The 24,697-nt window shown below is 71.1% G+C and carries 24 protein-coding genes; 17 read left to right on the forward strand and 7 right to left on the reverse strand.

The window, feature by feature from the left end; all coding sequences use genetic code 11:
• The first annotated feature begins 172 nt into the window (after positions 1–172).
• A complete protein-coding gene (locus tag MKL11_RS18455) occupies positions 173–859 on the forward strand; it encodes a ParA family protein (protein WP_243945988.1) in 687 nt (228 codons plus the stop codon).
• Positions 860–870: 11 nt separating this feature from the next.
• On the opposite strand, the gene MKL11_RS18460 is transcribed toward MKL11_RS18455, so the two are convergent.
• Complete coding sequence (locus MKL11_RS18460) at positions 871–2,256, reverse strand: M20/M25/M40 family metallo-hydrolase (RefSeq protein ID WP_243945990.1); 1,386 nt, start codon at positions 2,254–2,256, stop codon at positions 871–873.
• 228 nt (positions 2,257–2,484) lie between these two features.
• On the opposite strand from MKL11_RS18460, the gene MKL11_RS18465 reads away from it, so the two are divergent.
• The 5 genes from MKL11_RS18465 (at position 2,485) to MKL11_RS18485 (ending at position 7,061) form a co-directional block, all read left to right on the forward strand.
• Entirely contained in the window at positions 2,485–3,009 is a 525-nt protein-coding gene (locus MKL11_RS18465) for a (2Fe-2S)-binding protein (protein WP_243945992.1), read from the forward strand.
• On the forward strand, positions 3,006–4,013 hold the full coding sequence (locus tag MKL11_RS18470; RefSeq protein WP_243945994.1) for an FAD binding domain-containing protein: 1,008 nt from the start codon (positions 3,006–3,008) through the stop codon (positions 4,011–4,013). Before MKL11_RS18465 ends, MKL11_RS18470 begins: the two co-directional genes overlap by 4 nt.
• 8 nt (positions 4,014–4,021) lie before the next feature.
• Positions 4,022–6,274: a xanthine dehydrogenase family protein molybdopterin-binding subunit gene (locus MKL11_RS18475; RefSeq protein WP_243945996.1), complete on the forward strand. Its 2,253-nt coding sequence runs from the start codon at positions 4,022–4,024 to the stop codon at positions 6,272–6,274.
• A 110-nt stretch (positions 6,275–6,384) separates the two neighbouring features.
• Positions 6,385–6,822 (forward strand): EamA family transporter, encoded by a 438-nt coding sequence (locus tag MKL11_RS18480; RefSeq protein ID WP_243945998.1) that lies wholly within the window; start codon positions 6,385–6,387, stop codon positions 6,820–6,822.
• 83 nt (positions 6,823–6,905) lie between these two features.
• Positions 6,906–7,061 (forward strand): hypothetical protein, encoded by a 156-nt coding sequence (locus MKL11_RS18485; RefSeq protein ID WP_243946000.1) that lies wholly within the window; start codon positions 6,906–6,908, stop codon positions 7,059–7,061.
• Between the two features lie 9 nt (positions 7,062–7,070).
• On the opposite strand, the gene MKL11_RS18490 is transcribed toward MKL11_RS18485, so the two are convergent.
• From MKL11_RS18490 to MKL11_RS18500, 3 genes are all read right to left on the reverse strand, one after another.
• A complete protein-coding gene (locus MKL11_RS18490; protein ID WP_243946002.1) occupies positions 7,071–7,751 on the reverse strand; it encodes a glutathione S-transferase family protein in 681 nt (226 codons plus the stop codon).
• Between the two features lie 73 nt (positions 7,752–7,824).
• Positions 7,825–9,312: a M48 family metalloprotease gene (locus MKL11_RS18495; protein WP_409565879.1), complete on the reverse strand. Its 1,488-nt coding sequence runs from the start codon at positions 9,310–9,312 to the stop codon at positions 7,825–7,827.
• Positions 9,313–9,317: 5 nt separating this feature from the next.
• Positions 9,318–10,169, reverse strand: coding sequence for a thermonuclease family protein (locus MKL11_RS18500; RefSeq protein ID WP_243946004.1), 852 nt, complete (start codon positions 10,167–10,169; stop codon positions 9,318–9,320).
• A 555-nt stretch (positions 10,170–10,724) separates the two neighbouring features.
• Here MKL11_RS18500 and MKL11_RS18505 point away from each other — a divergent pair.
• From MKL11_RS18505 to MKL11_RS18520, 4 genes are all read left to right on the forward strand, one after another.
• Entirely contained in the window at positions 10,725–11,135 is a 411-nt protein-coding gene (locus MKL11_RS18505) for a helix-turn-helix domain-containing protein (RefSeq protein WP_243946006.1), read from the forward strand.
• A gap of 169 nt (positions 11,136–11,304) precedes the next feature.
• A complete protein-coding gene (gene metK / locus MKL11_RS18510; protein WP_243946008.1) occupies positions 11,305–12,483 on the forward strand; it encodes a methionine adenosyltransferase in 1,179 nt (392 codons plus the stop codon).
• A 206-nt stretch (positions 12,484–12,689) separates the two neighbouring features.
• The gene (locus tag MKL11_RS18515) at positions 12,690–13,424 is read left to right on the forward strand and encodes a tRNA (guanine(46)-N(7))-methyltransferase TrmB (protein ID WP_243946010.1); all 735 of its coding nucleotides are present in this window, start codon (positions 12,690–12,692) and stop codon (positions 13,422–13,424) included.
• Between the two features lie 141 nt (positions 13,425–13,565).
• Positions 13,566–15,281 carry a sensor histidine kinase gene (locus MKL11_RS18520; RefSeq protein ID WP_243946012.1) on the forward strand — a complete coding sequence of 572 codons (1,716 nt, stop codon included), beginning with the start codon at positions 13,566–13,568 and terminating at the stop codon, positions 15,279–15,281.
• 15 nt (positions 15,282–15,296) lie between these two features.
• On the opposite strand, the gene MKL11_RS18525 is transcribed toward MKL11_RS18520, so the two are convergent.
• A complete protein-coding gene (locus MKL11_RS18525; RefSeq protein WP_243946015.1) occupies positions 15,297–16,109 on the reverse strand; it encodes a hypothetical protein in 813 nt (270 codons plus the stop codon).
• A 396-nt stretch (positions 16,110–16,505) separates the two neighbouring features.
• Here MKL11_RS18525 and MKL11_RS18530 point away from each other — a divergent pair, with 396 nt between their 5' ends.
• The 5 genes from MKL11_RS18530 (at position 16,506) to MKL11_RS18550 (ending at position 20,913) form a co-directional block, all read left to right on the forward strand.
• The gene (locus MKL11_RS18530) at positions 16,506–17,105 is read left to right on the forward strand and encodes a superoxide dismutase (RefSeq protein WP_243946017.1); all 600 of its coding nucleotides are present in this window, start codon (positions 16,506–16,508) and stop codon (positions 17,103–17,105) included.
• Between the two features lie 372 nt (positions 17,106–17,477).
• Positions 17,478–19,007, forward strand: coding sequence for a murein biosynthesis integral membrane protein MurJ (gene murJ / locus MKL11_RS18535; protein WP_243946019.1), 1,530 nt, complete (start codon positions 17,478–17,480; stop codon positions 19,005–19,007).
• Between the two features lie 105 nt (positions 19,008–19,112).
• A complete protein-coding gene (locus MKL11_RS18540; protein WP_409565880.1) occupies positions 19,113–19,811 on the forward strand; it encodes a haloacid dehalogenase type II in 699 nt (232 codons plus the stop codon).
• 126 nt (positions 19,812–19,937) lie between these two features.
• Positions 19,938–20,408 (forward strand): SRPBCC family protein, encoded by a 471-nt coding sequence (locus MKL11_RS18545; protein WP_243946021.1) that lies wholly within the window; start codon positions 19,938–19,940, stop codon positions 20,406–20,408.
• A gap of 148 nt (positions 20,409–20,556) precedes the next feature.
• Positions 20,557–20,913, forward strand: coding sequence for a hypothetical protein (locus tag MKL11_RS18550; protein WP_243946023.1), 357 nt, complete (start codon positions 20,557–20,559; stop codon positions 20,911–20,913).
• Positions 20,914–20,965: 52 nt separating this feature from the next.
• Here the strand turns inward: MKL11_RS18550 and MKL11_RS18555 are convergent, their stop codons facing one another.
• Positions 20,966–22,723 carry a carbamoyltransferase gene (locus MKL11_RS18555; RefSeq protein ID WP_243946025.1) on the reverse strand — a complete coding sequence of 586 codons (1,758 nt, stop codon included), beginning with the start codon at positions 22,721–22,723 and terminating at the stop codon, positions 20,966–20,968.
• Positions 22,724–22,774: 51 nt separating this feature from the next.
• Entirely contained in the window at positions 22,775–23,980 is a 1,206-nt protein-coding gene (gene nhaA / locus MKL11_RS18560; RefSeq protein WP_243946027.1) for a Na+/H+ antiporter NhaA, read from the reverse strand.
• An 81-nt stretch (positions 23,981–24,061) separates the two neighbouring features.
• Here nhaA and MKL11_RS18565 point away from each other — a divergent pair, with 81 nt between their 5' ends.
• Both MKL11_RS18565 and MKL11_RS18570 read left to right on the forward strand, forming a co-directional pair.
• Positions 24,062–24,334 carry a DUF4926 domain-containing protein gene (locus MKL11_RS18565; RefSeq protein ID WP_243946029.1) on the forward strand — a complete coding sequence of 91 codons (273 nt, stop codon included), beginning with the start codon at positions 24,062–24,064 and terminating at the stop codon, positions 24,332–24,334.
• Positions 24,335–24,370: 36 nt separating this feature from the next.
• On the forward strand, positions 24,371–24,694 hold the full coding sequence (locus MKL11_RS18570) for a DUF6883 domain-containing protein (protein WP_243946031.1): 324 nt from the start codon (positions 24,371–24,373) through the stop codon (positions 24,692–24,694).
• The last annotated feature ends 3 nt before the right edge of the window (positions 24,695–24,697 follow it).

Raw genomic sequence — 24,697 nt, forward strand, 5'->3', positions numbered from 1 at the left:
TCGCCGTCATGATAGCTGGAGTACGGTCGCCGGTGCGGCGGCCGCGCGCCGGCCGGTCGCTTCGGATAGGCCCACGCGACGGGGCCTCGCGCGCAACACGGGTCTGGACGGCCGTCTTCCGGCACTGCGGCGATCGCGGGGACCGGGCCCGAGATCGACAGGTAGGAGAGGCATGGATCCCCTAGGATCCGGACACGAGCCGGAGGCCGCCCCGCGCGGGAACGTCCAGCCGCCGCGGATCCTCGCAGTGGCTGTGCAGAAGGGCGGCACCGGCAAGACCACGCTGGCCGCCTCGCTCGCCGTCGCGGCGGCGGAGGCCGGCGAGCGTGTGACCGCCCTCGATCTCGACCCGCAGGGCTCGCTGGCCGGCTGGGGCGCCCTGCGCCAGAGCGACGCCGTCGCGGTGGACCGGATCCAGCCCTGGGAGATCGGCCAGCTGCCGGAGATTCTGGACATCCTGGCCCAGCAGGGCACGACCCTCGTCGTCCTCGACACCGCCGGCAGCTCGGCCGGGCTGGCGCCGACCCTGAAGGACGCGGATTTCGTGCTGATGCCGGTGCGGCCCTCACGCCTCGACATCGTGGCGGCGCGCCCGACCCTCCAGGCCCTGATGAGTCTCGGCCTGCGCGGTCGGTTCGCCCTGGTGCTGAACCAGTGCCCGCCGCCGCCCTCGCCGCGCACCAGCGCCTATGCCACGCAGCTGCGGACGCTGGGGGTGCTGGCCGAGCCGGGCATCATCCACCGGGTCGATCATCAGGACGCCCTGGCGACCGGGCTCGGCGTCACCGAATACGCGCCCGCAAGCCCGGCCGCGGAGGAGATCCGGGCCCTGTGGGCCTGGATCGACGCGAAGATGTAGGCGCCCGACGCTCAGCCCTGAGCGAGCGCCGCCAGGATCCGCGCCCAGGAGCGCGTGCCCTTGTGGAAGCTCGTCAGGTCGTACTTCTCGTTGGGCGAGTGGATCCGGTCGTCGTCCAGGCCGAAGCCGATCAGCAGCGTGTCGCGGTCCAGCAGCCGCTTGAAGTCGCCGACGATCGGAATCGAGCCGCCGGCGCCCACGGTCACGGCCGGCACGCCCCATTCCTCGGCGAGCGCCGCCTTGGCGGCCCCGAGCTGCGGCATGTCGAAGGGCAGGCTGATCGCCCGCGAGCCCTTGTAGGTGATGACGTCGACTTTACAGTCCGACGGCACCCGCGCGCGCACGAAGGCCTCGAACCGCTCGGCCAGCACCTTCGGGTCCTGGTCGTCCACGAGGCGGAACGAGATCTTGGCCGAGGCGGTCGAGGCGATCACCGTCTTGGTGCCCTCGCCGGTATAGCCGCCGATGATGCCGTTGGCGTCGCAGGACGGGCGGGACTGCACCAGCTCGATCGGCATCCGCCCGCGCTCGCCTGCGGGCTCCTTCAGGCCGATCGGCCCGAGCAGCGTCTCGGGGGTCAGCCCCAGGCCGCGCCACTGCTCCAGCACCTCGGGCGGGCGCTCGTGCACGCCGTCGTAGAAGCCCGGGATCGTCACCCGGCCCTCGGCATCGTGCAGGTCGGCGATGATCTTCGCCAGCACGTGGATCGGGTTGCGGGCGGCGCCGCCGAAGAAGCCCGAATGCAGGTCGCGGTCGGCGCAGGTGACCTTCACCTCGAAATACGCGAGCCCGCGCAGGGACGACGTGATGGCGGGCGTGCGCCGGTCCCACATGCCGGTGTCGCACACGAGCACCACGTCGCAGCCCAGGCGGTCGCGGTTGGCCGCGACCCATTCGGGCAGGCCCTGCGAGCCGCTCTCCTCGGCGCCCTCGATCAGGATCGTGACGCCGCAGGGCAATTCGCCAGTCATCGCGATATGCGCCCGGCACGCCTCCACGAAGGTCATGACCTGGCCCTTGTCGTCCGAGGCCCCGCGCCCGACGATTTGTTTGTGACCCTCCGCGTCTGAGGCGATGCGCGGCTCGAAGGGCGGCGTGGTCCAGAGATTCTCCGGGTCGACCGGCTGCACGTCGTAATGGCCGTAGAACAGCACGTGCGGCGCGCCGGGCTTCGGCTTCGACGCCAGCACCACCGGGTGCAGCGAGGTGTCCTCCACGGAAGTCTCGAAGCCGAGCGCCGTGAGGTCCTGGGCGAGCCACGCGGCGGCGGCCCGGCAATCGCCGGCATGGGCCGGCTCGGTCGAGATCGACGGGATGCGCAGGAAGGCGAACAGCCGCTCCAGGGCGTTCTCCAGGTCCGTATCGATGTCGTTGAGGATCGCGTCGAGCGCGGCCATCGGGAGCTCCGGGATGCGGCGGGGATTTTTTTCGCGACGACAGGGTTAGCCGAGGTGCGGCGGGCGCGGCAACGGCCGAAGAGCCCGACCCTGAGACCGATCGTCCTCGGAACACGCGCAGATTGGAATGGTTATCGACGGATCTGGCCGCCCGGCCCAGGCCGCTGCAGCCCCAGACTGATCCGTTTCCTATCCGGCCCCGCGGCCGGCCCAGATCGTGGACACACCATGCTTCTCGAAAAAAGTCCGCCGGTGCGGGCCGATACCGGCCTCGACATCACCCTCACGATCAACGGGCAGCGCCGCGAACTCACGGTCACGCCCTGGACCACCCTGCTCGATCTCCTGCGCGAACGACTCGACCTCACCGGCACCAAGAAGGGCTGTGACCACGGCCAGTGCGGCGCCTGCACGGTGCTGGTGAACGGCACCCGGGTGAATGCCTGCCTGACGCTCGCGGTGATGAAGGACGGCGCCGAGATCACCACGGTCGAGGGCCTCGCCGGCCTCGGCGACCGGGGCGGCAGCAACGCGCTCCATCCGATCCAGGAGGCCTTCATCGAGCATGACGCCTTCCAGTGCGGCTACTGCACGCCGGGCCAGCTCTGCTCCTCGGTCGGTCTGATGAACGAGGGCCACGCCCACAGCCGAGAGGAGATCCGGGAGGCGATGAGCGGCAACATCTGCCGCTGCGGCGCCTACACGAACATCGTCGACGCCATCGAGGACGTGATGCAGGGAGCCGCCCGATGAACCGCTTCGACTATGTCCGCGCCGGCACGGTGGCGGAGGCGGTCCAGGCCTACGGGGCGGGCGCGCGGTTCATCGCGGGCGGCACCAACCTGATCGACCTGATGAAGTACGACGTCGAGAAGCCTGGCCGGCTGATCGACATCACCCGCCTGCCGCTGGACGGCATCGAAGAGCACGACGGCGGCCTCCGGCTCGGGGCGCTCGCGACCAACGCCAAGGTCGCCTACGACGAGCGCGTCGCCGCGCAGTATCCGCTGCTGCGCAACGCGATCCTGGCCGGAGCCTCGGCACAGCTGCGCAACGCCGCCTCCACGGGCGGCAACCTGCTGCAGCGGACCCGCTGCTACTACTTTTACGATACGGCCACACCCTGCAACAAGCGTGAGCCCGGCACCGGCTGCCCAGCGATCGGCGGCGTCAACCGCATCCACGCGATCTTCGGGGCGAGCGAGAGCTGCATCGCCACCCACCCGTCCGACATGTGCGTCGCCCTGGCAGCGCTCGAGGCCACGGTTCGGGTGAGCGGCCCCGGCGGCGAGCGGACGATCCCGTTCGCGGATTTCCACCGCCTGCCGGGGAACACCCCAGAGCAGGATACCAACCTCGCCCCCGGTGAGATCGTCGTCTCGGTGGACCTGCCCGAGAGCAGGTTCCCGCAGCACTACACCTACCTGAAGCTGCGCGACCGGCTGTCCTACGCCTTCGCGCTGGTCTCGGTGGCGGCCGGCGTCGAGCTCGACGGCGACACCATCAAGACCGCCCGGCTGGCGCTCGGCGGCGTCGCCCACAAGCCGTGGCGGAACCGCGCGGCCGAGGCACTGCTGGAGGGCAAGCCCGCCACCCGCGAGAGCTTCCAGCAGGCGGCCGACCTCATCGTGTCCGAGGCCAAGCCGCAATCGGCCAACGGCTTCAAGATCGACCTCGCCCGGCGCGCCATCGTGCGCGGCCTCGAACAGGCCGCTGCCGGCACGCCCCAGTCGCTCAGCGACAAGCGCATCCAGTAGGCATTCCGATGACCCAGACCTTCAGCTCCACCGGCCACGACACCTTCGTCGGCAGCCCACGCAGCCGCATCGACGGACCCGCCAAGGTCACCGGCCTGGCCAAATACGCGGGCGAGTTCGCCGCCCCGGACCTCGCCTACGGCACCGTCGTGTCGAGTGCCATCGCCAAGGGCCGGATCGCGGCGATCGATTCCGCGGCCGCGGAAGCCGTGCCGGGCGTTCTCAAGGTGATCACCCACGAGAACCGGCCGCGCACCGCGTGGCGGGACAAGAACTTCCAGGACGCGGTGGCGCCCCCCGGCTCGCCGTTCCGCGCCCTCTACGACGACCTGATCGTCTATAGCGGCCAGCCGGTCGCCCTGGTGGTGGCCGAGGATTTCGAGACCGCGCGCTACGCCGCCTCGCTGATCCAGGTCCGCTACGAGGCCCAGGAGCCCGTCACCGACCTCAAGGCCGCGCGCGGCGACGCCTACGATCCGCCCAAGAAGCGCGAGGGCATCAAGCCGCCGCCGAAGCCGTGGGGCGACGCCGACCAGGCATTGGGCCGCGCGCCGATCCGCGTGCAGGGCGCCTACAGCCTCGCCAACGAGCACCACAATCCGATGGAGCCGCACGCCACGACGGTGGTGGTGGAGGCGGACGGGACCTACACGGTCTACGACAAGATCCAGGGCGTCTCGAACAGCCACCAGTATCTCGCCAACGTGTTCGGCCTGAAACCCGACCAGGTGCGGGTGCTCAACCCCTATCTCGGTGGCGGCTTCGGCTCGGGCCTGCGCCCGCAATACCAGGCCTTCCTGGCGATGCTGGCCGCCCAGGAGCTGAAGCGCTCGGTCCGGGTGACCCTGACCCGCGACCAGATGTGGTCCTTCACCTACCGGGGCGAGGCCCTGCAGGCTGTCTCCCTCGGCGCAGAGCCGGACGGCACCCTGACGGCGCTCCGGCACGACGCCGTGCAGGGCACCTCCCATTACGAGGATTACCAGGAGGTGATCGTCAACTGGTCGGGGGTACTCTACCGCTGCGATAACGTCGCCCTGACCTACCGGATCGCCAAGCTCGACACCGCCACCCCGGGCGACATGCGCGCGCCCGGCGCCGTCACCGGCGTCTTCGCCATCGAGACCGCGATGGACGAGCTGGCCTACGCGACCGGGATGGACCCGATCGCGCTGCGGCTGAAGAACTACGCGGACTCGGACGCCACCGCCGAGGGCAAGCCGTTCGGCTCCAAGGAGCTGAAGGCCTGCTTCACGCAGGGCGCCGAGCGCTTCGGCTGGTCCAAGCGCAGCCCCGAGCCGCGCTCCATGCGCGAGGGCCGCGAGCTCGTCGGCTGGGGCGTCGCCACCGGCGTCTGGGAATCGATGATGATGCAGTCGAACGCCATCGCGACGCTGACCGCCGACGGCCACCTGACGGTGGGCAACTCGACCGGCGACATCGGCACCGGCACCTACACGATCCTGACCCAGATCGCCGCCGACACCCTCGGCCTGCCCATGGAGTCGGTCACGACCAAGCTCGGCGACACGCGCCTGCCCGAGGCGCCGGTCGCCGGCGGGTCCTGGACCGCGGCCTCCTCCGGCACCGCCGTGATGAAGGCCTGCCGCAATGTCGGCGCGCAGGTGTTCAAGCTGGCCCGCGGGCTGGAGAACTCGCCGCTGGCCAATGTCGACTTCGACCGCGCCGTGTTCGCGGACGGCCGCATTTCGGTAGCCGGCGATCCCGGCCGCAGCGTCTCGCTGGTCGAGGTGATGCGGGCCGCCGGTGTCGACAAGCTCGAGGCGGTCGAGGAGGCCGGGCCGGACAAGGATTTCAACGAGACCTACCAGGCCTACACCCACGGGGCGATCTTCGTGGAGGTAAAGGTCGACGAGGAGCTGGGCCAGGTCCGGCTCACCCGGGTGGTCTCGGCGATCGCGGCCGGCAAGATCCTGAACCCCAAGACTGCGCGCAGCCAGATCCTCGGCGGCGTGGTCATGGGGATCGGCTCGGCGCTCGAAGAGGAGTCGATGCTCGACCACCGCTTCGGCCGGTTCATGAACCACAACCTCGGCGAGTATCACGTGCCCGTCCATGCCGACATCTACGACATCGACGTGATCTTCGTGGACGAGGAGGACAAGGCCAATCCGCTGGGTGTGAAGGGCCTGGGCGAGATCGGCATCGTCGGCACCGCGGCGGCGATCACCAACGCCGTGTTCCACGCCACCGGCAAGCGCGTGCGCGACCTGCCGATCACCATCGACAAGCTGCTGTGAGAACGGGTGGCCGATGTTTCACGGGAAACATCGGCTGCATCCGGGACCCATGATCCGGTACAGGAAGGCCGCCGCACCCCCGTGCGGCGGCCTTTCCGCGCGAGACCCCCGTGAGCCACCTCCTGCGATCCTGGCGCTTCTGGGCGCTCGCCGCCGCCGGCTTCGCGGCGCTGACCGCGATCCTCGCCAAGGTCGGGGTCACGGGCGTGCAGTCGGATGTCGCGACCTTCGTGCGCACCCTGGTGATCGTCGCCTTCGCGGGGGCGATCGTGGTCGGCTCCGGCCAGACCGGAGGGCTCGTGCAGATCTCCGGCCGCAGCCTGGTGTTCCTGATCCTGTCGGGGCTCGCCACCGGGGCGTCCTGGCTGTGCTATTTCCGGGCGCTGTCGCTCGGGGATGCGGCCCGGGTCGCGCCGCTGGACAAGCTCAGCGTCGTGCTGGTCGCGCTCCTCGGGACCAGCCTGCTCGGCGAGACCCTGAGCCTTGCGGCCTGGGCCGGCGTCGCGCTGATCGCCGCTGGGGCCGCCCTGGTCGCCTCGGGCTGGTGATCGTCGCGCGCGATGCGCGCCGGCGTACCGATCCGTTTACCGGTCGGGCGCATCGTGGTGGTCTCTTGCGCAGGAGACCTTCCATGGAAGCGGTCTATCGCGGCTTCGAGACCTCGCTGATCGGTCTCGCCCTCTGCCTCGGCCTCGGCGCTTGCCTCATGCTCGGCACCAGGCCGGCGGCGGGCGACGGGCTGGCCGTCACCCTGCCGATGCTCTCCGTGACGCTCGGCGGTCCCTGAGCCGGCGCCTTACGCCCTGCGCTGGGTCGCGCGGAACATGAAGGCGCGCGCCTCGTCGTCCATCTCGGCCTTGAACGCGTGCTTGTCCTTCAGCGCCTGCGCGGCCTGAGCGGCCGGGCGGGCGTTGATCGCGTCGAGGTGACGCTTGACGTTCGGCAGGCCCGCGAAGGCCTCCTCGCCCAGCACGAACGGCACCATCCGGGCCCAGCCCCACACCGCCATGTCGACGATCGTGTAGGTCTCGCCCAGAACGTAGGCGTGGTCCGCGAGCCGCTGGTTCAGGATGTCCCAGTGGCGGCGCGCCTCGAACGCGTAGCGCTCCTTGGCATAAGCGCCGCCGTCGGGGGCGAAGTGGCGCAAGTGGACGCATTGGCCGGAGAACGGCCCGAGGCCGGTGGCGACGAACATCAGCCAGGACAGCATCTCGCCCCGCACCGGCTCGCCCTCGGGCAGGAACTGGCCGGTCTTGCCCGCGAGGTAGAGCAGGATCGCGTTCGAATCGAACACCGTCACGTCGCCGTCGACGATCGTCGGCACCTTCGCGTTCGGGTTGAGCGCCGTATAGGCGGGATCGAACTGCTCGCCCTTGCGCGGATCCACCGGCACCGGCTCGTAGGGCAGGCCCATCTCCTCCAGGCAGAGGGCCACCTTCATCGGGTTGGGGCTGAGATTGTAGAAGAATCGAATCACGGCGCTCTCCCTGAACGGCCCCGAACGGTTGCCTGCGGGCCGAGCCCGCGCAAGCCGCGCCGATGCGGAGCGGCTATTCCACCACGATCTTGTAGCTGCGGCCCGGCACCAGGGCGGCGCCGCGCTCCAGGCCGTTGAGGACCAGGAACCGGTCCAGCGCCCGGTCCGGCACCGCCATGCGGCGGGCCAGCTCCTCCGCGCTGGGCGAGCCGGCCTGGACCACCTGCAGGCGCAGGGGCCGCAGCACCGCCTCCTCGGGGCTGATCGACCCGAGGCTGGCGATCCAGGGCCGGAAGGCGGGATCCGGGTCGGTGGCGCCTTTGGCAGCCATGATCATCCGGAAGGTCGCGTCGCCGATCCGGATCGCCGCCAGCCGGAAGGTCCAATCCTTGCCGCGCGACAGCGCGAGGGCCGCCGGGTGGCCGCCGACCTCGCGGGTCTCGAACCCGGCCGGGTCGAGGGCGTCGTTCCAGCTGCCCTTCAGGGCCGCGTCGAGGGGCTGGCCGTCCTTGGCCTCGATCTGGTCGAACAGCAGGCGCCGGTTGCCGTCCGGGGTGGTGCCGAGCACGGCCGAGCGGGTGTTCTCCAGGACGAACCCGTCCGGCACGTCGAAGGCGATGCCGAGCCCGGGATGCACGAAGCGGTGGCCGCGTACCGCGCCGTCGCGCGGGTTGTCGCCGTACGGGAGCCCGTCCACCGCGGCGAGGTAGGCGGCGCGGTCGTCGGCGCCGATGCCCGGCGCCCCGATCCGGCGCGCCGCCCGGGTGACCTGGGTGATGCGCTCGGCGGTGCCCGGATGGGTCGCCAGCATGTCGGGCTCGCCGGTGCCGCCGCTGCCGGCCTTCAGGTTGGTCGAGCGGTTGAGCGCGGTCAGGAAGCGGCCGGCCGCGAACGGGTCGTAGCCGGCCTTGGCGAGGGTGCGCACCCCGGTGGCGTCCGCCTCCAGCTCCTGCTCCCGGGAGAACCGAGCCAGCGCGAAGCGGGACTGGTGCTGCAGCTGCGCGCCGGTATCGGGATCGTTCAGGACGTCGGCCACGACCCGGCTGACCAGCGCCGAGCGCAGCTCCAGCTCGCTCCGGGCGGTGGCGTGGTTGAGGGTCACGTGCGCCATCTCGTGGGCGAGCACGGCGGCCACCTCGGAGGTGTCGCTCGCCAGGGCCACCAGCCCGCGGGTGACGTAGAGCCGTCCGTTCGGCAGCGCGAAGGCGTTGACGACGGGCGAATCGAGCAGCGTCACCGCGTAGGTCTGGTCCGGGCGCTCGCTGGCCTTTACCAGCCGGTCCGTCACCTCCGTGAGCATCCGCATCACGTTGGGCGCACGGACCTCGCCCCCGAACGAGGCCACGAGCTTGAGGTGGTCGGCATCGGCGGCGCGCTCGCGCCCGGTGGTGCGCGGCGCCTCCGCGGGCACCCGGACCACGGCCGGAATCGCCGGGCCGGCGGCCTGGTCGGCCACGCAGGCGCCGAGGGCGGCAGCCAGAAGGCTCGCCCCGGCACAGGCCGATGCCACGCCGCGCAGGCGTCCGCCCATCACCCGAAATCGCTCCGTGATCCCGCTCATCGCGATCAGCGCCGCAGCTCCCGTTCCCCCGTCGGCCCGGCCTCGCGCCGGTCCGGTTCGCTCAGGATCTCGACCGCGTCGGCGTTGGCCTCCAGGGTCGGGCCGCGCCAGACCTCCAGGATGCCGCGGACCCGCACGCGCCGGCCTTCGAGCGAAGCCGCACTCAAACCACGGGTACGCATCGTTCGCCAAGTGCGTTTCGATACCGTGACCGTGAGACCGTCCGCGCCGCGGGCCGCGAAGTCGAGATAGGTGCGGGCGCTGCGCTCGCCGACATGGCGGATCCGGCCCTCCACCACGACGAAGCGCCCCTCCTGCGCCCGCAAAGCCGGGCCGTCGGCAGCCTGGAACGGGAAGTCGTGCCACAGGCCGAGCCGTTTCGCCCGGGCCGCCTCTTCCACCCCGCGCAGGGCCGGGCGGCAGAGCGAATCACGCTCGTCCGCATCCGCGACGGCGAGCCCGGCCGCGATCAGGCCGCCGGCCAGGTCGATGTCGGTGTCCGCCACCTGGATGTCGGCCCGCTCCCGGCCCCAGCGGTCGGGTTGCCCGCCGCGGGGGATCAGGACGAGGCTGTCGCCCCGCCGCGCTTCGAGCCAGGCGCGCGCCGACACCGCGATCTCCGGGGCGTCCGGCCAGCGCAGGGAATCGAGCACGACCCGGGCTCCGGAGGCGAGGCGGATCTCGCCGCGCAGCCCGACCCCGTCGAGGATCTCGGTTCGGGCCGGCCCCGGCCGGCATTCCGCGGCGCCCGGCTCCGGGGCGGCGCAGGCCGGCAGGGCAAAGCCCGAGGCCGCCAGCGCCAGCACCACGGCCCGGCTCCGTCGCCACCCCGCGGTTCCGGCGCCTGTTCGGATCATCGCTCCGATCCCCGATCGACCCCGCTCCGGAACGCCGGCGCGCGGTTGGCCTGCCCAGGCGTTGATGCTATGGGAAATCCGGTCGTCTCCGTAGCTCAGCTGGACAGAGCACAGGTTTCCTAAACGGTCACAATTGGGCGTCGCGCCGGGAAACCGCGCGGCGGATCCGCTCAAAGTCGGGGAAAGCTCCCGGCGCCGGTTCGCCGGCGCCCTGCCGATCCCGAGCCAAGCCCGCCCGGCGCGAAGGCGTCGACGGGAAGGTGTAGAGACTAGACGGGCGGCACCTAACGGCCGGGCGCAGGCACGGTCCAGGGTGAAGGGATAGTCCAGGCCACGAACGCGGCCCGCACGGGCCGCGGCGGCGAAAGCCGAAGTGGTATGAAACCTGGGGTCGCAGGTTCGAGCCCTGCCGGGGACACCAGAATCCAGGCTGCCAATGCGCAATCGGCGCCGCGGCAAAACATTTACCGCGATGGTCACCCGCCGGTGACAGCCAGTCGCTATGCGGTTAAGCTTCGCCGCCCGTAAATCGCGGCAGGAGTGGGCAAGTTCTAGATGGCGGGTCAGAAAACCGATCAGCGTGACGTGTATGTCGGTCAACGCATCGCCGAGCAGCGCCGGAAGGCGTCGCTGACGCAGCGTCGTGTCGCGCAGAGCTTTGGGATGTCGGCAGCGCAGTTGCAGAAGTACGAGAAGGGCACCAACCGGATCAGCGCCGTCCATCTCGACATCTTCTCCCGGATGACCGGGGTGCCGATGGATTATTTCTTCAAGGGCATGCCGCGCAACGACGACTTCACGGCGCCGGGCTTTTCCGAGCCGGAGCAGACGCCCCTGACCGAGGGCAGCGGCCTGCAGGGGCTGGCCGAGATCGTCGGCCGCCACATCACCGAGCATTTCTCCGAGGAAGCCCGCCGGGACGTTGCCGCCGCAATCCGGGCGCTGGACCACAAGCTCAACGGCTGAATGCTGAGTCGCGCCGCGGACGGGCGTTTTTCCATCCGATTCGTACGTTATAGCGGATCCGTTCGGCGATCCGCCTTGACCGTGATCCGACCCGGTGCGAGAACCCGCACCCCATAAGGGGTCGAACGCCGCGATCGCGACGGCGTACCCGCGCTCGGGATCCGTCAACATGCCGCGTTCCAACTACCTGTTCACCAGCGAGTCGGTCTCCGAGGGCCATCCCGACAAGGTCAGCGACCGGATCTCCGATACGGTGGTGGACGCCTATATCGCGGCGATGCCGGAGGCGCGGCTCGGGGTCGAGACCCTGACCACCACCAACCGCGTCGTCATCGCCGGTGAGGTGCGCGGCCCGGATTCGGTGACCTTCAAGGACCTTGAGGAACTGACCCGCCAGGCCGTGAAGGAGATCGGCTACGAGCAGGACGGCTTCCACTGGAAGAACAACGAGGTCGCGATCTACCTGCACGCCCAGTCCGCCGACATCGCGCAGGGCGTCGACGCGGCCGGCAACAAGGACGAGGGCGCGGGCGACCAGGGCATCATGTTCGGCTACGCCGCCGACGAGACCCCGGAGCTGATGCCGGCGCCGCTGTTCTACGCCCACAAGATCCTCAAGGACCTCGCCGACGCCCGCAAGACGGGCAAGGGCGATGCCGCCAAGCTCGGCCCCGACGCCAAGAGCCAGGTCACGGTCCGCTACGAGAACGGCCGCCCGGTCGAGGCGACCCAGATCGTGCTCTCCACACAGCACCTCGACGAATCCCTGGACTCGGCCGACGTGCGCGCCATCGTCGAGCCCTACATCCGGGCGGCCCTGCCGCAGGGCTGGATCAACGAGGGCACCGTCTGGCACGTCAACCCGACCGGCAAGTTCGTGATCGGCGGCCCGGACGGCGATTGCGGCCTCACCGGCCGCAAGATCATCGTCGACACCTACGGCGGCGCGGCCCCGCATGGCGGCGGCGCCTTCTCGGGCAAGGATCCGACCAAGGTCGACCGCTCGGCGGCCTATGCGGCGCGCTACCTCGCCAAGAACGTGGTCGCGGCCGGCTTGGCGCATCGCGCCACGATCCAGCTCGCCTACGCGATCGGCGTCTCCAAGCCCCTGTCGATCTATGTTGACCTGCACGGCACCGGCCAGGTCGACGAGGCCAAGCTCGAGGCCGTCCTGATGGACGCCATGGACCTCTCGCCCCGCGGCATCCGCACGGCGCTCGGCCTGAACAAGCCGATCTACGCCCGTACCGCGGCCTACGGCCATTTCGGCCGCGCCCCGGAGGCCGATGGCGGCTTCTCCTGGGAGCGCACCGACCTCGCCGAGAAGCTGAAGTCGGCCCTCGCCTAAGACCGATCCAGGCCGCGCTGTCGGCCGCCGACGCAACACGCCCGCGCGCCGTCCCGGATTCGGGAGGGGGCGCGGGCGTCTTTTTTAGAATCCCGGTTTCAAAAGGTCTTGGACCTTTTGCGGGTGCAGGGCAGAGCCCTGCTGCGGGCTGCGAGCCCCTTGGAACCTCCGTCCTCGCCCGTGCGCGGACGACGCGCTGGTAGCCGATGTCTGACCTGAACGGACGGCCCGATCACGAGGCCGACGAGCCGGAGCGCGCCTTCTTCGGGCGGCGCAAGGGCAAGCGCCTGCGCGGCCTGCAGGAGCGGCGGCTCGCCGAGCTGCTGCCGGCCCTGCGGGTCGACCTGCCCCCGGGTGACCGGCCGCTCGATCCGCGCACGCTGTTCCCGGCGCTCGACGGCGCGCCGGAGGAGGTCTGGCTGGAGATCGGCTTCGGCGGCGGCGAGCACCTGGCCGCCCAGGCCGAGGCTCATCCCGGCATCGGCATCATCGGGGCCGAGCCGTTCGTCAACGGCGTGGTCAAGCTGCTCGCCGCGATCGAGGCGCGGTCCCTGCGCAACGTCCGCATCCGCGACGAGGACGTGACCGCCCTGCTGGCCCGGCTGCCGGAGGCCTGCCTGGACCGGGTCTACCTGCTCTATCCCGATCCTTGGCCGAAGCGCCGCCAGCGCAAGCGCCGCTTCGTCTCCGACGCCTCGCTCGCCGAGATCGGCCGGGTCCTGAAGGATGGCGGCCGGTTCCGCTTCGCCAGCGACATCGACGATTACGCCGGCTGGACTCTGGTCCGGGCCGCCCGCTGCCCGGTTTTGGCCTGGACGGCGACGCAGGCCCGCGACTGGACCGAGCCCTTCCCGGGCTGGCCCGGGACCCGCTACGAGGCGAAGGCGCTGGCGGCGGGCCGGCGCCCGACCTATCTGGAGTTCGTGCGCCACCCGCGCTGAGCGGACGGGTCGCCGCAGCCGGGCGGGACGCCTTGCAACGGCCACGCTCGGGCGCCATCCTGAGTCACCTTCGCGATCCGGATCGCGGCAGGGGGGATCTCGTGCGGGAGCGCGCCGCGGCGCGCTCGAGGATGTTTCCGAGTGGGCGAGAGCGTGGGTCAAGACCCGGCGACGGACGACCCGTACCGCGCGGGCTTTGACGATGCCGCGATCGGCCTCGTCGTGCTGTCGGCGGATGAGGCGTCGATCGTCGCCGCCAACCGGGTCCTGCATGATCTGCTCGGCTGGCCGCCGGGCACGTTGGCCGGCCGCGCGACCGCGGCGTTTCTGGCCGACAGGCCCGAGGACCTCGGCGACGGCATCCAGGCCTGGCGCCGGGCGGACGGAGCAACCCTCGACGTGCGGGTGCGCCGCTCCGGCCGGACCCTGGTGGTCGAGGCCGTGGACGCGGACGCGGCCGCGCATTCCGAGGCGAACCGCGAGGCGCTGGAGAATGCCGGCCTCGGCGAGTGGCGCTGGGACCGGGCGAGCGGCCTGCTGACCCTGTCGCGCCGGGCCGCCCGGATCCTGGGGCGGCAGCCCGGCCGCTCCGTGCCGTGGGACGAGCTCAAGTCCGGCCTGTCCGGTCCGGAACTGGCGCGCCTGAGCGCGGCCATCTCGGAGGCGTGCCGGGCCGGACAAGCCTACCATTTCGATACGCCCGTCACCGCGGCCGGGCGCACCGTGATCCTGCGGGTGCGGGGGCAGGCCGTGCCGGGCCGCGACGGCGAGCCGGCCAGCATGGTCGGCGTCGTCCAGGACATCACCACCCGGGTCGAGGCCCGGGACGAGATCCTGTCGCGGGATCAGCGCCTGCGGGTGGCGACCACGATCGCCAAGCTCGGGATCTTCGAGTGGCACATGCTCGAGGACCAGGCCATCTGGGAAAACGAGCACATGTACGAGATCTTCGGGCACGCCCCCGAGGACGGTACCGTCGGCAAGAGCGAGTTCCTCAACGACATCCTCCACCCGGACGATCGGTCCGCGGTCCGCCACGCGATCTCGAAGGCTTTGCGCGAGGACGGGATCCTGCAGATCGGCGGCCGGATCCGGCGGAAATCCGACGGGGCGTGGCGCACCATCGACATGGCCGGCCGGTTCGAGCGGGACGCCCCCGGCCGCCTGCCGCGGCGCCTGATCGGCGTGGTCGCCGACGTGACCGACCGGCGGATCGCCGAGGAACGCCAGAGCCTGCTGATCCGCGAGCTGCACCACCGGGTGAAGAACACGCTCGCCACCGTACAGGCGATCGTGGGCTCCACGGCTCGGACCGCCTCCAGCATCGAGGATTTCTACGAGGCCTTCGTGGGGCGGATCAAATCCCTCGCCCACACCCATGCGGTGCTCACCGAGGCTACCTGGCAGACCGCGTCGCTGGCGAACCTGCTGCTCAGCGAGCTGAAGCCCTACGCGGAGGTCATGCCCGATGGCGAGGCCGAGGGGCGGATCAGCCTCGACGGGCCGGCGATCGACCTGCCCTCCGAGATCGCGGTGCCGATCGGCATGGCGATCCACGAGCTCACCACCAACGCGGCCAAGTACGGGGCGCTCTCGAACCGCACCGGGCGGGTCGCGGTGACCTGGACCCTGGAATCAGGGGGGCCGGCCGGGATCCTGCGCTTCCACTGGCGGGAGACCGGCGGACCGCCGGTCCGGCCGCCGAGCCGACAGGGCTTCGGCTCGCGCCTGCTGCAGCGTGTTCTGATCACCCAGGTCCAGGCCGAGGTCGAGACCGACTACGATCCCGAGGGGTTTTCGCTGACCATGCGGGCGCCGATCCCGCCGCGCAACGACAGCCTCAACCCGCTGGCCTGACGAACGGTTTTTCGTTCAGGCCGCGCCCCGGGCGCCGGATTCGCCGCCGCCATCCACGAAGGCCTTCAGTTCGTCCAGGGACGCGAAGGTGAAGCGGCCCTGCGGCGTCTCCGCCTCGATCGAGCCGTCCTCGAACATCACGTAGGTGTTGCCCCCGGAGGCGTAGCGCCCGACCACGGTACGGGTCTCCGGCTTCGCCTCGGGCTCGGGATCCGGCGCCGCGTCGAGGCTCGGGCGCAGGGCAGGGGGCTCCGGAGCGGCCTCCGGCTTCACGGGCGCGTCGGGCGCCGCGAACAGGTCGTCCTCCGGGCTGTGCTCGGCGACCGCTTCCAGCACCGGCTCCGAGGCGGGCCGGTGGGGCGGCGTGGGGGCGACGGACTGGATCGGGAAGTCCGATTCGACCGCGGCAGGCCGCAGCGTCTCGGCAGCCTTCGGGGCCTCGACCGGCGCGGGCGGGGTATCCTCCAGCAGGCGCAGGTTGGGCTCGATCCGCGGCCGCTCGGGATCGAAGGGCGGCTCGACGATCGGCGGCACGATGAAGGCCGGCGCGGCCGGCAGTACCGGCGGCAGACGCGGCGCGCTCTCGGCGGCGGGTCCGGCATCTGCCAATGCGAGCGCCGGGCCGTGCCCGATCGCCCGCTCCAGCCGCCGGAACACCAGGGCGAGCACGCCGATCCCGAACAGCACCGCGCCCGACGAGGCCGCGACCGAACCCGCGATAACCATCGCGAGGCCGCTCTCCAGACGCACATAGGGGAAGCCCTGGATCACGGCGGCGCAGCCCCCGATGGCCATGGCGGCGGCGAGCGCGAACAGCGCAGCGATCATGTTACTCTCTGACACGGGCCGGCTAACGGCCGGCGCTTGAGGCGTGGCGCACAGTAAGGCCTTGCGGTCATATTGCAAAACCCGGCGGCGAGATTGTCCGGGATACCGGTTCTGGCAGATCGTTGATCCGGTTGCCCGCGGCTCCGCCGCGCGGTTGCGCGCCGGCTCGGGAAGTTTGCGCCAAGCCTGGCCGGAACGGCGTTGCCGTCGCGCGGGCACCGACTTACCTAGCGGATGTGACCCGGAAGCCCCCGCCGGGGACGAGGCCGCCCAAGGCTGGCGCGGGCCGCTGTTTCTCGCGAAACACGGCAGGCTCCAGCCCATTGTTATCGCACGATGATTTCGGAAATCCGGCTTCCGGTGCTCCGCATCGTGCTCCAAGCGGAGACAGAGCCCATGACCTTCACGCTGCCGGAACTGCCCTACGCCTACGACGCGCTCGGGCCGTACATGTCGAAGGAAACCCTCGAGTTCCACCACGACAAGCACCACAAGGCCTATGTCGATACCGGCAACAAGCTGCTCGAAGGCACGGATCTCCAGGGCAAGAGCGTCGAGGAGATCGTCAAGGCGGCCTACAACACGAATCAGCCGCTCTTCAACAATGCCGGCCAGCACTACAACCACATCCATTTCTGGCAGTGGATGAAGCCCAATGGCGGCGGCGCCGTCCCGGGTGCAATCGCCAAGAAGATCGACGAGGATCTGGGCGGGCTTGAGAAGTTCAAGGCGGACTTCATCCAGGCGGGCGTGAGCCAGTTCGGCTCCGGCTGGGCCTGGCTCGCCGTCAAGGACGGCAAGCTCGCGATCCTGAAGACCCCGAACGGCGAGAACCCGCTGGTCCACGGCGCCAAGCCGATCCTCGGCGTCGACGTGTGGGAGCACTCCTACTACATCGACTACCGCAACCGCCGGCCCGACTACCTCAAGGCGTTCATCGAGAACCTGGTGAACTGGGAGCACGTCGAGAAGATGTACGGCGAGGCGACCGCCTGATCCGGTATCCATGAGCCGGCGCCGCGGACCGATCGTGTCCGCGGCGCCCTTGAGATGCCGGTGAAAAGCGGCTCTTGATGCGGCCCCCGGGCTGACCCGGGCTGTACCGGGATAACAGGTCATTTCCAGCCTAGTCCGTAGGATCGCATCGCGCCGCAGGACGCCCTCGACAATCCGCGCGCCCTCTCCCTCCCGCCTCTGCGGGGGAGGGTGGGCCGGCCGTCAGGCCGGGTCGGGAGAGGGGAGCCCGGGTTCAGGAAAGGGCGCGACTGGCATGACGGGCGAAGCCCTGTCCTGCGCCGTCGCTCCACCCTCCCGACCTCCTTCGGGGGCCATCCTCCCCCGCAGAGGGGGGAGGGAGGTTTACCTGCGATGATCCGCTCCATCCTCTCGGTGGGCGGCTGGACCCTGGTCTCGCGGGTCACCGGCTTCGCCCGGGACGTGGTGATGGCCGCCGTGATGGGCGCGGGGCCCATGGCCGATGCCTTCGTGGTCGCGTTCCGGCTGCCGAACCATTTCCGCGCGATCTTCGGCGAGGGGGCGTTCAACACCGCCTTCGTGCCGGCCTATGCCGGGCTCGCCGAGGCGGGGGCCTCCGGGGCGGCGCATCATTTCGCCGACCGCGTCTTCACCCTGATGCTGATCGTGCAGCTGGTGCTGCTCAACCTCGCCCTGCCGGCGATGCCCTGGGTGGTCCATGCCCTGGCGCCCGGCTTCGCCGAGGATGGCGAGCGCTTCCAGCTCGCGGTGGCGCTGACCCGCATCACCTTCCCGTACCTGCTGTTCATGACCCTGGTGACGCTGCTGTCGGGGATCCTCAACGCCCACCGGCACTTCGCCGTGGCGGCAGGCGCCCCGGTGCTGCTCAACCTCGCCATGCTGGCGGCCCTGTCGCTGAGCTTCCTGTTCCCCAACGCCGCCTACGCGGCCGCCTGGGGTGTGGCGGTCTCCGGCGTGCTGCAATTCGGCCTGCTGTGGTGGGGCTGCCGCCGCGCCCGGGTGATGCCGGACCTCGCGGTGCCGCGCGCCGACCCGGCGCTGAAGCGGTTCTTCGCGGTGCTCGGGCCGGCGGTGATCGGCTCGGCCGGGTTCCAGATCGCGGCGTTCGCCGACACGATCATCGCCAGCTGGCTGCCCACCGGCGCGGTCTCGGCCCTGTACTATGCCGACCGGCTCTACCAGCTGCCGTTCGGGGTGATCGCCATCGCGGCCGGCACCGTGCTTCTGCCGGAGATGAGCCGGCGGATCGCGTCCGGCGACGTCGCCGGCGCGCATGCGGCGCAGAACCGGGCGGCGGGCTTCTCCCTGGCGCTGTCGGCGCCGTTCACGGTGGCGTTCCTGACCATCCCGGGCCTGATCATGGCGGCCCTGTTCCAGCGCGGCGCCTTCAGCGCCGAGGATGCGTCCCGGGCCGCCTCGGTGCTCGCCGCCTACGGCTTTGCGCTGCCCGCCGTTGTGCTGGTGCGCAGCGCGGTGGCCAGCTTCTACGCCCGCCAGGACACCAAGACCCCGCTCTGGGCCTCACTCACTGCGATCGCGGTCAATGTCGCGCTGAAGCTCTGGCTCACCGGACCCTACGGCGTCACCGGACTGGCCCTGGCCACCGCGGTCAGCCAGTGGGTGAACCTGCTGATCCTCGTCGTCCTGGCCAAGCGCCGCGATTGGACCGCGCCGGGCCGGACCCTCGGCCTCACGGTGGCGGGGGTCGGGATCGCCTGCCTGGCGCTGGCGGGCGTCGCCGTCTACGGCCAGGGGCTCGCCGAGGCGCTGGTGCCGGCGGCCCTGCCGCACGGGCGCGAGATCGCCGTCCTGGCCCTACTGGGGCTGGCCGGAGCCATGGTCTATGGCGGCCTGCTGGCCGGCCTCCTGCACCTGTTCGGCCTGCGCCTGCGCCGGGCCTGACACCCATCCCCCCGATCGAGCCGGGCTCGCCGCCACGCCTTCGAGTCCCAGATCGCTCCGGGAGCATTGTTCCGAAAGGCGGTTGCCGGCTTTCGGACAACGACGATGCCCGAACGCCCAGTGAGGAACGCCATGACCCAGGACCTACTCGCGGGCGTGAAGGCCGTCGTGTTCGACGCCTACGGCACGCTGTTCGACGTGAACGCCGCGGTCCAGCGCTACGCCGCGTTGGTCGGGCCGGATGCCGACCACCTCTCCGAGGTCTGGCGCAACAAGCAGCTCGAATACAGCTGGACGCTGTCGCTGATGGGCCGCTACGCCGCCTTCTGGGACCTCACCGTGCGCGCCCTCGACCATGCCCTGGCGCTGCATCCGGGCGTGGATCCGGCCCTGCGCGAGAGACTGCTCGACGCCTATCGCGACCTCGACGCCTACCCGGAAGTGCCGGGCGTGCTGGCGGCGCTGCAGAAGCGCGGCCTCCGCACCGCGGTGCTCACCAACGGCAATGCCGCGATGGTCGACCGCGCCGTGGCCTCGGCCGGGCTCGCCGACCATCTCGACGCGGTGCTGTCGATGGACGACGCGCAGGTGTTCAAGACCCATCCCGACGCCTACCGGATCGCCCTGACCCGGCTCGCGGTCGGGGAGGCGGACGTGCTGTTCTGCTCCTCCAACCGCTGGGACGTGGCGGGGGCCAACGCGTTCGGGTTCCGGACCGCCTGGGTGAACCGCCGGGGCCTGCCGGACGAATACGCGGATCTCGCGCCCACGGCGGTGATCGGGGCGCTCGACGGGCTGCTCTGAGACCCGCCCCGGGGTGGGACGCGGAGGCTTGGACTAAAGTCGAACTTGCAACGTGCGCCCCGTGCGCTCGGTTCGCCCCTGACTCGGACGCCAGCATCATGAGCGTCGAGCGCGAGGGAACGTCTGATGAAGCGCGTATTGTTGGCCGCCGCATGCTGCGTCGGCGTTGCGGGACCGGCCTGGGCTCTGGACGTCACCAAGTCGGTGGACGTGGCCGCATCGCCCGAGGTGGTGTGGAAGACCATCGGCGGGTTCTGCGGGATCGGCGACTGGCATCCCGTGATCGAGAAGTGTGCCCTGTCCAAGAAGGGCGGCAAGGATGTCCGCACCCTCAGCCTGAAGGGCGGCGGGACCATCGTCGAGGAGCAGGAATCCCGCGACGACGCGAAGATGGCCTACACCTACACGATCCTGGAAGGCCCGCTGCCCGTCACGGATTACCATTCGACCCTCATGGTCGCGAAGGCCGGCGGCGGCTCCAAGGTGACCTGGACGGGCACGTTCAAGGCCAAGGGCGCCCCCGACGCCAAGGCGCAGGAAGCCATCGCGGGCGTGTACGACGCCGGTCTGAAGGGCATCGCCGCCAAGGCGAAGTAAGCCTCCGGCCCGGAGCAGGGGCGGCCGGTTCTGCCCCTGCGCCGGTTCTTCCGGCGTGTCGACGCCGCATCCGGCACGCGATCGCATTGCGCGGCTTCGCAGATTTTTAATCCTCCCGGTGTTGGATCATCCTCAACACGAACGGGAGATGTTGCGCGTGTCCACGAACGGTTCCTTCACCCTGATCCGCGCCGGGGCCGCCGCCCTCGCCGCGACCCTGCTGCTCGGGGCCGTCGCCCCGGCCGTCGCCCGCGACCAGACCGGCGCGATCGTCGGCGGCCTGGCGGCCGGCGTGGTCGGCGGCGTGGTCGGGAGCGCCCTGATCAACGGCGCCAACCAGCCGCCGCCCCCGCCGCCGGAGTATCGCCCGCGCCGCGTCGTGGTCGAGGAGCCCGAGACCGTGGTGGTGCGCGAGCGCCGCGGCCCGATCTGCCACTACGAGCGCCGCAAGGAATGGCTCGGCGGCGGCGAGTTCACCTACCGCCGCGTCGAAGTCTGCGAGTAATCTTTCAAGGTCGTTTTGCCTGCGCCGCGTCCCCCCGGGGGCGCGGCGCTTCCTATTTCACCACCAGCCAATCCTCGACCACGAGGGCGTCGAGGCCGGTGGTGTAGAACATCAGGATCGCGTCCTCCGCGCTGTGGAGGATCGGCTTGCCCATCACGTTGAAGCTGGTGTTGAGCAGGATCGGCACCCCGGTGACGTCCGCGAAGGCGGCGATCAGGGCCGCGAAGGCCGGGTTGCGCGCGGCCGTGACGCTCTGGAGCCGGCCGGTGCCGTCCTGGTGGACCACCGCCGGCACCCGGGCGCGCACTTCCGCACGCCAGATCAGCGTGCGCTCCATGTAGGGGCTGTCGGCGTATGCCTCGAACCAGTCCGGGCCGGCCTCGGCCAGGATCGCGGGCGCGAACGGCCGGAACGCCTCGCGGTACTTCACCTTGGCGTTCAGCGCGTCCTTGGCGCCCTCCGGCCGCGGATCGGCCAGGATCGAGCGGTTGCCGAGCGCCCGGGGGCCGAACTCGGCCCGGCCCTGCACCCAGCCGACCAGGCCGCCGGCAGCCAGGATTTTCGCCGCAGCCCGGGTCGCCTCCGCGTGGCCGACGCGCCGGGCCCGCGGCTCCTGCTCGGCCAAGCGCTCCATCGCGGTGGTCGAGACCCGGGAGCCGAGATAGGGCGACAGCGGGCGCTGGGCGGCGGGCGGGCCGGCCCAGTCCGGATGGTCCTCCGCGAAGGCGAGCCAGGCGGCGCCGACCGCATTGCCGTCGTCGGCCGGGGCCGAGGGCACGTGCAGCCGGGTGAACCCGGAGCGACCGAGCACCCGGCCGTTATACGAGGAGTTGAGCCCGCAGCCGCCGGTGATCACCAGGTTGTCGGAGGGGCCAAGGGCCGCCGCTTCCGCCACCAGCACGTCCATCAGATCACAAAAAAGATCCTGGCCGCAGCGGGCGAGGTCGGCCCAGCCGGTCTCCTCGGCATCCGCGGGGCGGCGCGCGCGGATTTCCGCGGCGACGGCCTGGATCGTCGCGGCCTCGGCGAAGCGCAGGCGCCCGCCCTCGACCGTGCAGAGCCGGGCCAGCAGCGCGGCGAGGTCCGGATCGGGGTGTCCGTAGGGGGCGAGCCCCATGATCTTCCATTCCTCGCCCTTCACCTGGTCGAAGCCGGCGAGATCGGTGATCAGCCCGTACAGGAAGCCGAGCGACCCGCGGCCGCGATGACGGCGCAGCTCCGTGATCCGGCCGCCGTCCAGCCGGTAGAGCGCCGCCGCGCCGGTCTCGCCCATGCCGTCGACCACCAGGGCCGTGGCCGCGTCGAACGGGCTGCCCCAGAGCCCGTAGGCGGCGTGGCAGCGATGGTGCGGGTAGCGCCGCTGCCCCGCGACGGTGGCGCGCGGCGCCGCGCCGGTGGCCCGGCCCTCCTGCATGAGCGCCAGCAGGGTGCCGTGGCCGGCCCGCGCCTGGGCGGCGTGCAGATCGGCGATGAACACCCGCTCGGCCTGCTCGGGCACGAACGAGCGGTTGAGCGCGGTGGGGTGGGCGGCCAGCGCCATCAGGTCGAAAGCGCCGACCCCCGCCTGCCCGCGCAGGAACTCGGTGAATTGCGGCCCCCAGGACGAGGCGACGACGATCTCGGAGCCGGGCGGCACGTAGGCCTGCAGCAGCGCGGCCATCCGGGCCGGATTGTCCGGCTCGCAATTCGGGGCGCGCTTGACCTGAAGGAACCGCTCCGCGGCCTCGGCGAACAGCACGGTGCCGTCCGGCCCGACGAGGGCGAGCGCCGGATCGTGGAAGGTGGTGGCGAGGCCGAGATAGAAGCGCATGCCCCGGCGAGGTAGCGCATTTTTGCGCGCAGCGAAGCCCGGGCGCGGCGGCTACCGGCTTGCCGCGGGGCGCCGCACCAGCAGGAGAATCGCCGCCCCGGCGAGCCCCGAGAGGGCCGAGCCCGCGAGCACCCCGAGCTTCACCGCGGTCTCGTGCTGCGGGTCCGCGAAGGCGAGGCCGCCGATGAACAGGCTCATGGTGAACCCGATCCCGCACAGGACCGCGACCCCGTAGACCTGCCCCCAGCCGGCCCCGGCCGGGCGCTGCGCCCATCCGAGCGCGACCGCGAGCCGCAGGCTGGCGAACACCCCGGCCTGCTTGCCCAGGAACAAACCCGCGGCGATGCCGAGCGTCACCGGTTGGAGCAGGGCGTCGGGCGTCAGGCCGGTCAGGTCCACCCCGGCATTGGCGAAGCCGAAGACCGGCACCACGCCATAGGTGATCCAGGGCGCCAGCCCGTGCTCCAGCCGATGCAGCGGTGAATCCGCCGCCTCCGGCCGACCGGGGCTGACCCGGATCGGGATCGTGAAGGCCAGCAGCACGCCGGCCACCGTGGCGTGGATCCCGGAGCGCAGCACCAGCACCCACAGCACCAGGCCGAGCAGCCCATAGGCCGACAGCCAGGTCACGCCCGCCCGGTTGAGGCCGTAGAGGGCCGCCAGGACCAGCGCGGCCAGCCCCAGCATCCCGGCATCGAGGCCGGAGCCGTAGAACAGCGCGATCACCACCACGGCGCCGAGATCGTCGACGATGGCCACGGCGCTCAGGAAGATCTTGAGAGAGACCGGCACCCGCTTGCCGAGCAGGGCCAGGACGCCGAGGGCGAAGGCGATGTCGGTGGCCGCCGGGATCGCCCAGCCGCGCAGGGTCCCGGCGCCGAGATTGGCCGCCGCGTAGACCAGGGCCGGCACCGCCATGCCGCCGAACGCCGCGATGCCGGGCAGCACCCGGTCCGGCCAGGTCCGCAGCCGCCCGTCCAGCGCCTCGCGCTTGATCTCCAGCCCGACCAGCAGAAAAAACCCGGCCATCAGGCCGTCGTTGATCCAGTGCTGCAGGCTCATCGGCCCGAGCATCGCATGGAGCCCGTGCGCGTAGGCCTCGGCGAAGGGCCCGTTGGCGACGATGAGTGCCAGCGCCGCCGCGGCCATCAGGATCAGCCCGCCCGCCGCCTCGCTCGTGAGCATCGCGCGGACAACCGAGAGCGGGCGCCGGCCCCGGGCCTGCGGGGCGCGGCCGGGAGTCGGAGGCGGCTTCATGGCGGGCAGGCTTGGCGTGGTTTGGGGGCCGGGGCAAGCCGCACCTTGCATCGTGGGGCGGCCGTCCCGTATCGTCACGCCATGTCGGACCGGCTGCTCTCGCTGGTGGTCGACAGCCGTTCGGCTGCGGATCGTGCCCCCACGGGGGCCGCGTTCCGGGAACTCGACCGCGTTCGGACCCTCGCCGAATTGATCGGCGAGGATGGCGAATGCGTGCCCGCGGGCAGCACCGGGACCATCGTCGCCGTCTGGGGCGCGGGCGCCGCCTTCGACGTCGAGTTCACCCGGCCGGTCGAGGCGCTCGCCGCTATCGCGCCGGAGTCCCTGGTCCTCGTGGAGCGCGCCGGCGCTTGATCGGCTCGGTCGGCTACCCGGCGCAGTTCCGGGTCGATGACGAAGGTGCAGCGCTACCTGCTCGATCCGGATCATGAGGATGGCGGCCCGAAATGCGCCTTCCTGCTCAGCGTCGGCTTCTCGATCGACGATCCGGTATCGCTGATGACGGCGCTTGTCGGGCATCCGACGCCGGCCACGCTCACGAGGGCCTATCCGGTGCCCTACGGCCTGCGGTACCATTTCGAAGGGCCGATGGGGTGCCCCGACGGAACCACGGCGAACATCCGGACCGTCTGGCAGGTCGATGACCGGCCCGGACTGCATCCCGCTCGCTTCATCAGCCTTAAGCCCCTGCGGAAGGTCTTGCGCGATCCGTAGCGC

Origin of the sequence: Methylobacterium sp. J-077 (assembly GCF_022829365.1) — a bacterium.
Taxonomy (GTDB): Bacteria; Pseudomonadota; Alphaproteobacteria; order Rhizobiales; family Beijerinckiaceae; genus Methylobacterium.

What these genes read in the sequence shown, in the direction of transcription:
- MKL11_RS18455 (WP_243945988.1), top strand. Translation starts at nt 173, where the DNA reads ATGGATCCCCTAGGATCCGGACACGAGCCGGAGGCCGCCCCGCGCGGG.
- MKL11_RS18460 (WP_243945990.1), bottom strand. Translation starts at nt 2,256, where the DNA reads ATGGCCGCGCTCGACGCGATCCTCAACGACATCGATACGGACCTGGAG.
- MKL11_RS18465 (WP_243945992.1), top strand. Translation starts at nt 2,485, where the DNA reads ATGCTTCTCGAAAAAAGTCCGCCGGTGCGGGCCGATACCGGCCTCGAC.
- MKL11_RS18470 (WP_243945994.1), top strand. Translation starts at nt 3,006, where the DNA reads ATGAACCGCTTCGACTATGTCCGCGCCGGCACGGTGGCGGAGGCGGTC.
- MKL11_RS18475 (WP_243945996.1), top strand. Translation starts at nt 4,022, where the DNA reads ATGACCCAGACCTTCAGCTCCACCGGCCACGACACCTTCGTCGGCAGC.
- MKL11_RS18485 (WP_243946000.1), top strand. Translation starts at nt 6,906, where the DNA reads ATGGAAGCGGTCTATCGCGGCTTCGAGACCTCGCTGATCGGTCTCGCC.
- MKL11_RS18495 (WP_409565879.1), bottom strand. Translation starts at nt 9,312, where the DNA reads ATGAGCGGGATCACGGAGCGATTTCGGGTGATGGGCGGACGCCTGCGC.
- MKL11_RS18500 (WP_243946004.1), bottom strand. Translation starts at nt 10,169, where the DNA reads ATGATCCGAACAGGCGCCGGAACCGCGGGGTGGCGACGGAGCCGGGCC.
- MKL11_RS18505 (WP_243946006.1), top strand. Translation starts at nt 10,725, where the DNA reads ATGGCGGGTCAGAAAACCGATCAGCGTGACGTGTATGTCGGTCAACGC.
- metK (WP_243946008.1), top strand. Translation starts at nt 11,305, where the DNA reads ATGCCGCGTTCCAACTACCTGTTCACCAGCGAGTCGGTCTCCGAGGGC.
- MKL11_RS18515 (WP_243946010.1), top strand. Translation starts at nt 12,690, where the DNA reads ATGTCTGACCTGAACGGACGGCCCGATCACGAGGCCGACGAGCCGGAG.
- MKL11_RS18525 (WP_243946015.1), bottom strand. Translation starts at nt 16,109, where the DNA reads ATGATCGCTGCGCTGTTCGCGCTCGCCGCCGCCATGGCCATCGGGGGC.
- MKL11_RS18530 (WP_243946017.1), top strand. Translation starts at nt 16,506, where the DNA reads ATGACCTTCACGCTGCCGGAACTGCCCTACGCCTACGACGCGCTCGGG.
- murJ (WP_243946019.1), top strand. Translation starts at nt 17,478, where the DNA reads ATGATCCGCTCCATCCTCTCGGTGGGCGGCTGGACCCTGGTCTCGCGG.
- MKL11_RS18540 (WP_409565880.1), top strand. Translation starts at nt 19,113, where the DNA reads ATGCCCGAACGCCCAGTGAGGAACGCCATGACCCAGGACCTACTCGCG.
- MKL11_RS18545 (WP_243946021.1), top strand. Translation starts at nt 19,938, where the DNA reads ATGAAGCGCGTATTGTTGGCCGCCGCATGCTGCGTCGGCGTTGCGGGA.
- MKL11_RS18550 (WP_243946023.1), top strand. Translation starts at nt 20,557, where the DNA reads ATGTTGCGCGTGTCCACGAACGGTTCCTTCACCCTGATCCGCGCCGGG.
- MKL11_RS18555 (WP_243946025.1), bottom strand. Translation starts at nt 22,723, where the DNA reads ATGCGCTTCTATCTCGGCCTCGCCACCACCTTCCACGATCCGGCGCTC.
- nhaA (WP_243946027.1), bottom strand. Translation starts at nt 23,980, where the DNA reads ATGAAGCCGCCTCCGACTCCCGGCCGCGCCCCGCAGGCCCGGGGCCGG.
- MKL11_RS18565 (WP_243946029.1), top strand. Translation starts at nt 24,062, where the DNA reads ATGTCGGACCGGCTGCTCTCGCTGGTGGTCGACAGCCGTTCGGCTGCG.
- MKL11_RS18570 (WP_243946031.1), top strand. Translation starts at nt 24,371, where the DNA reads ATGACGAAGGTGCAGCGCTACCTGCTCGATCCGGATCATGAGGATGGC.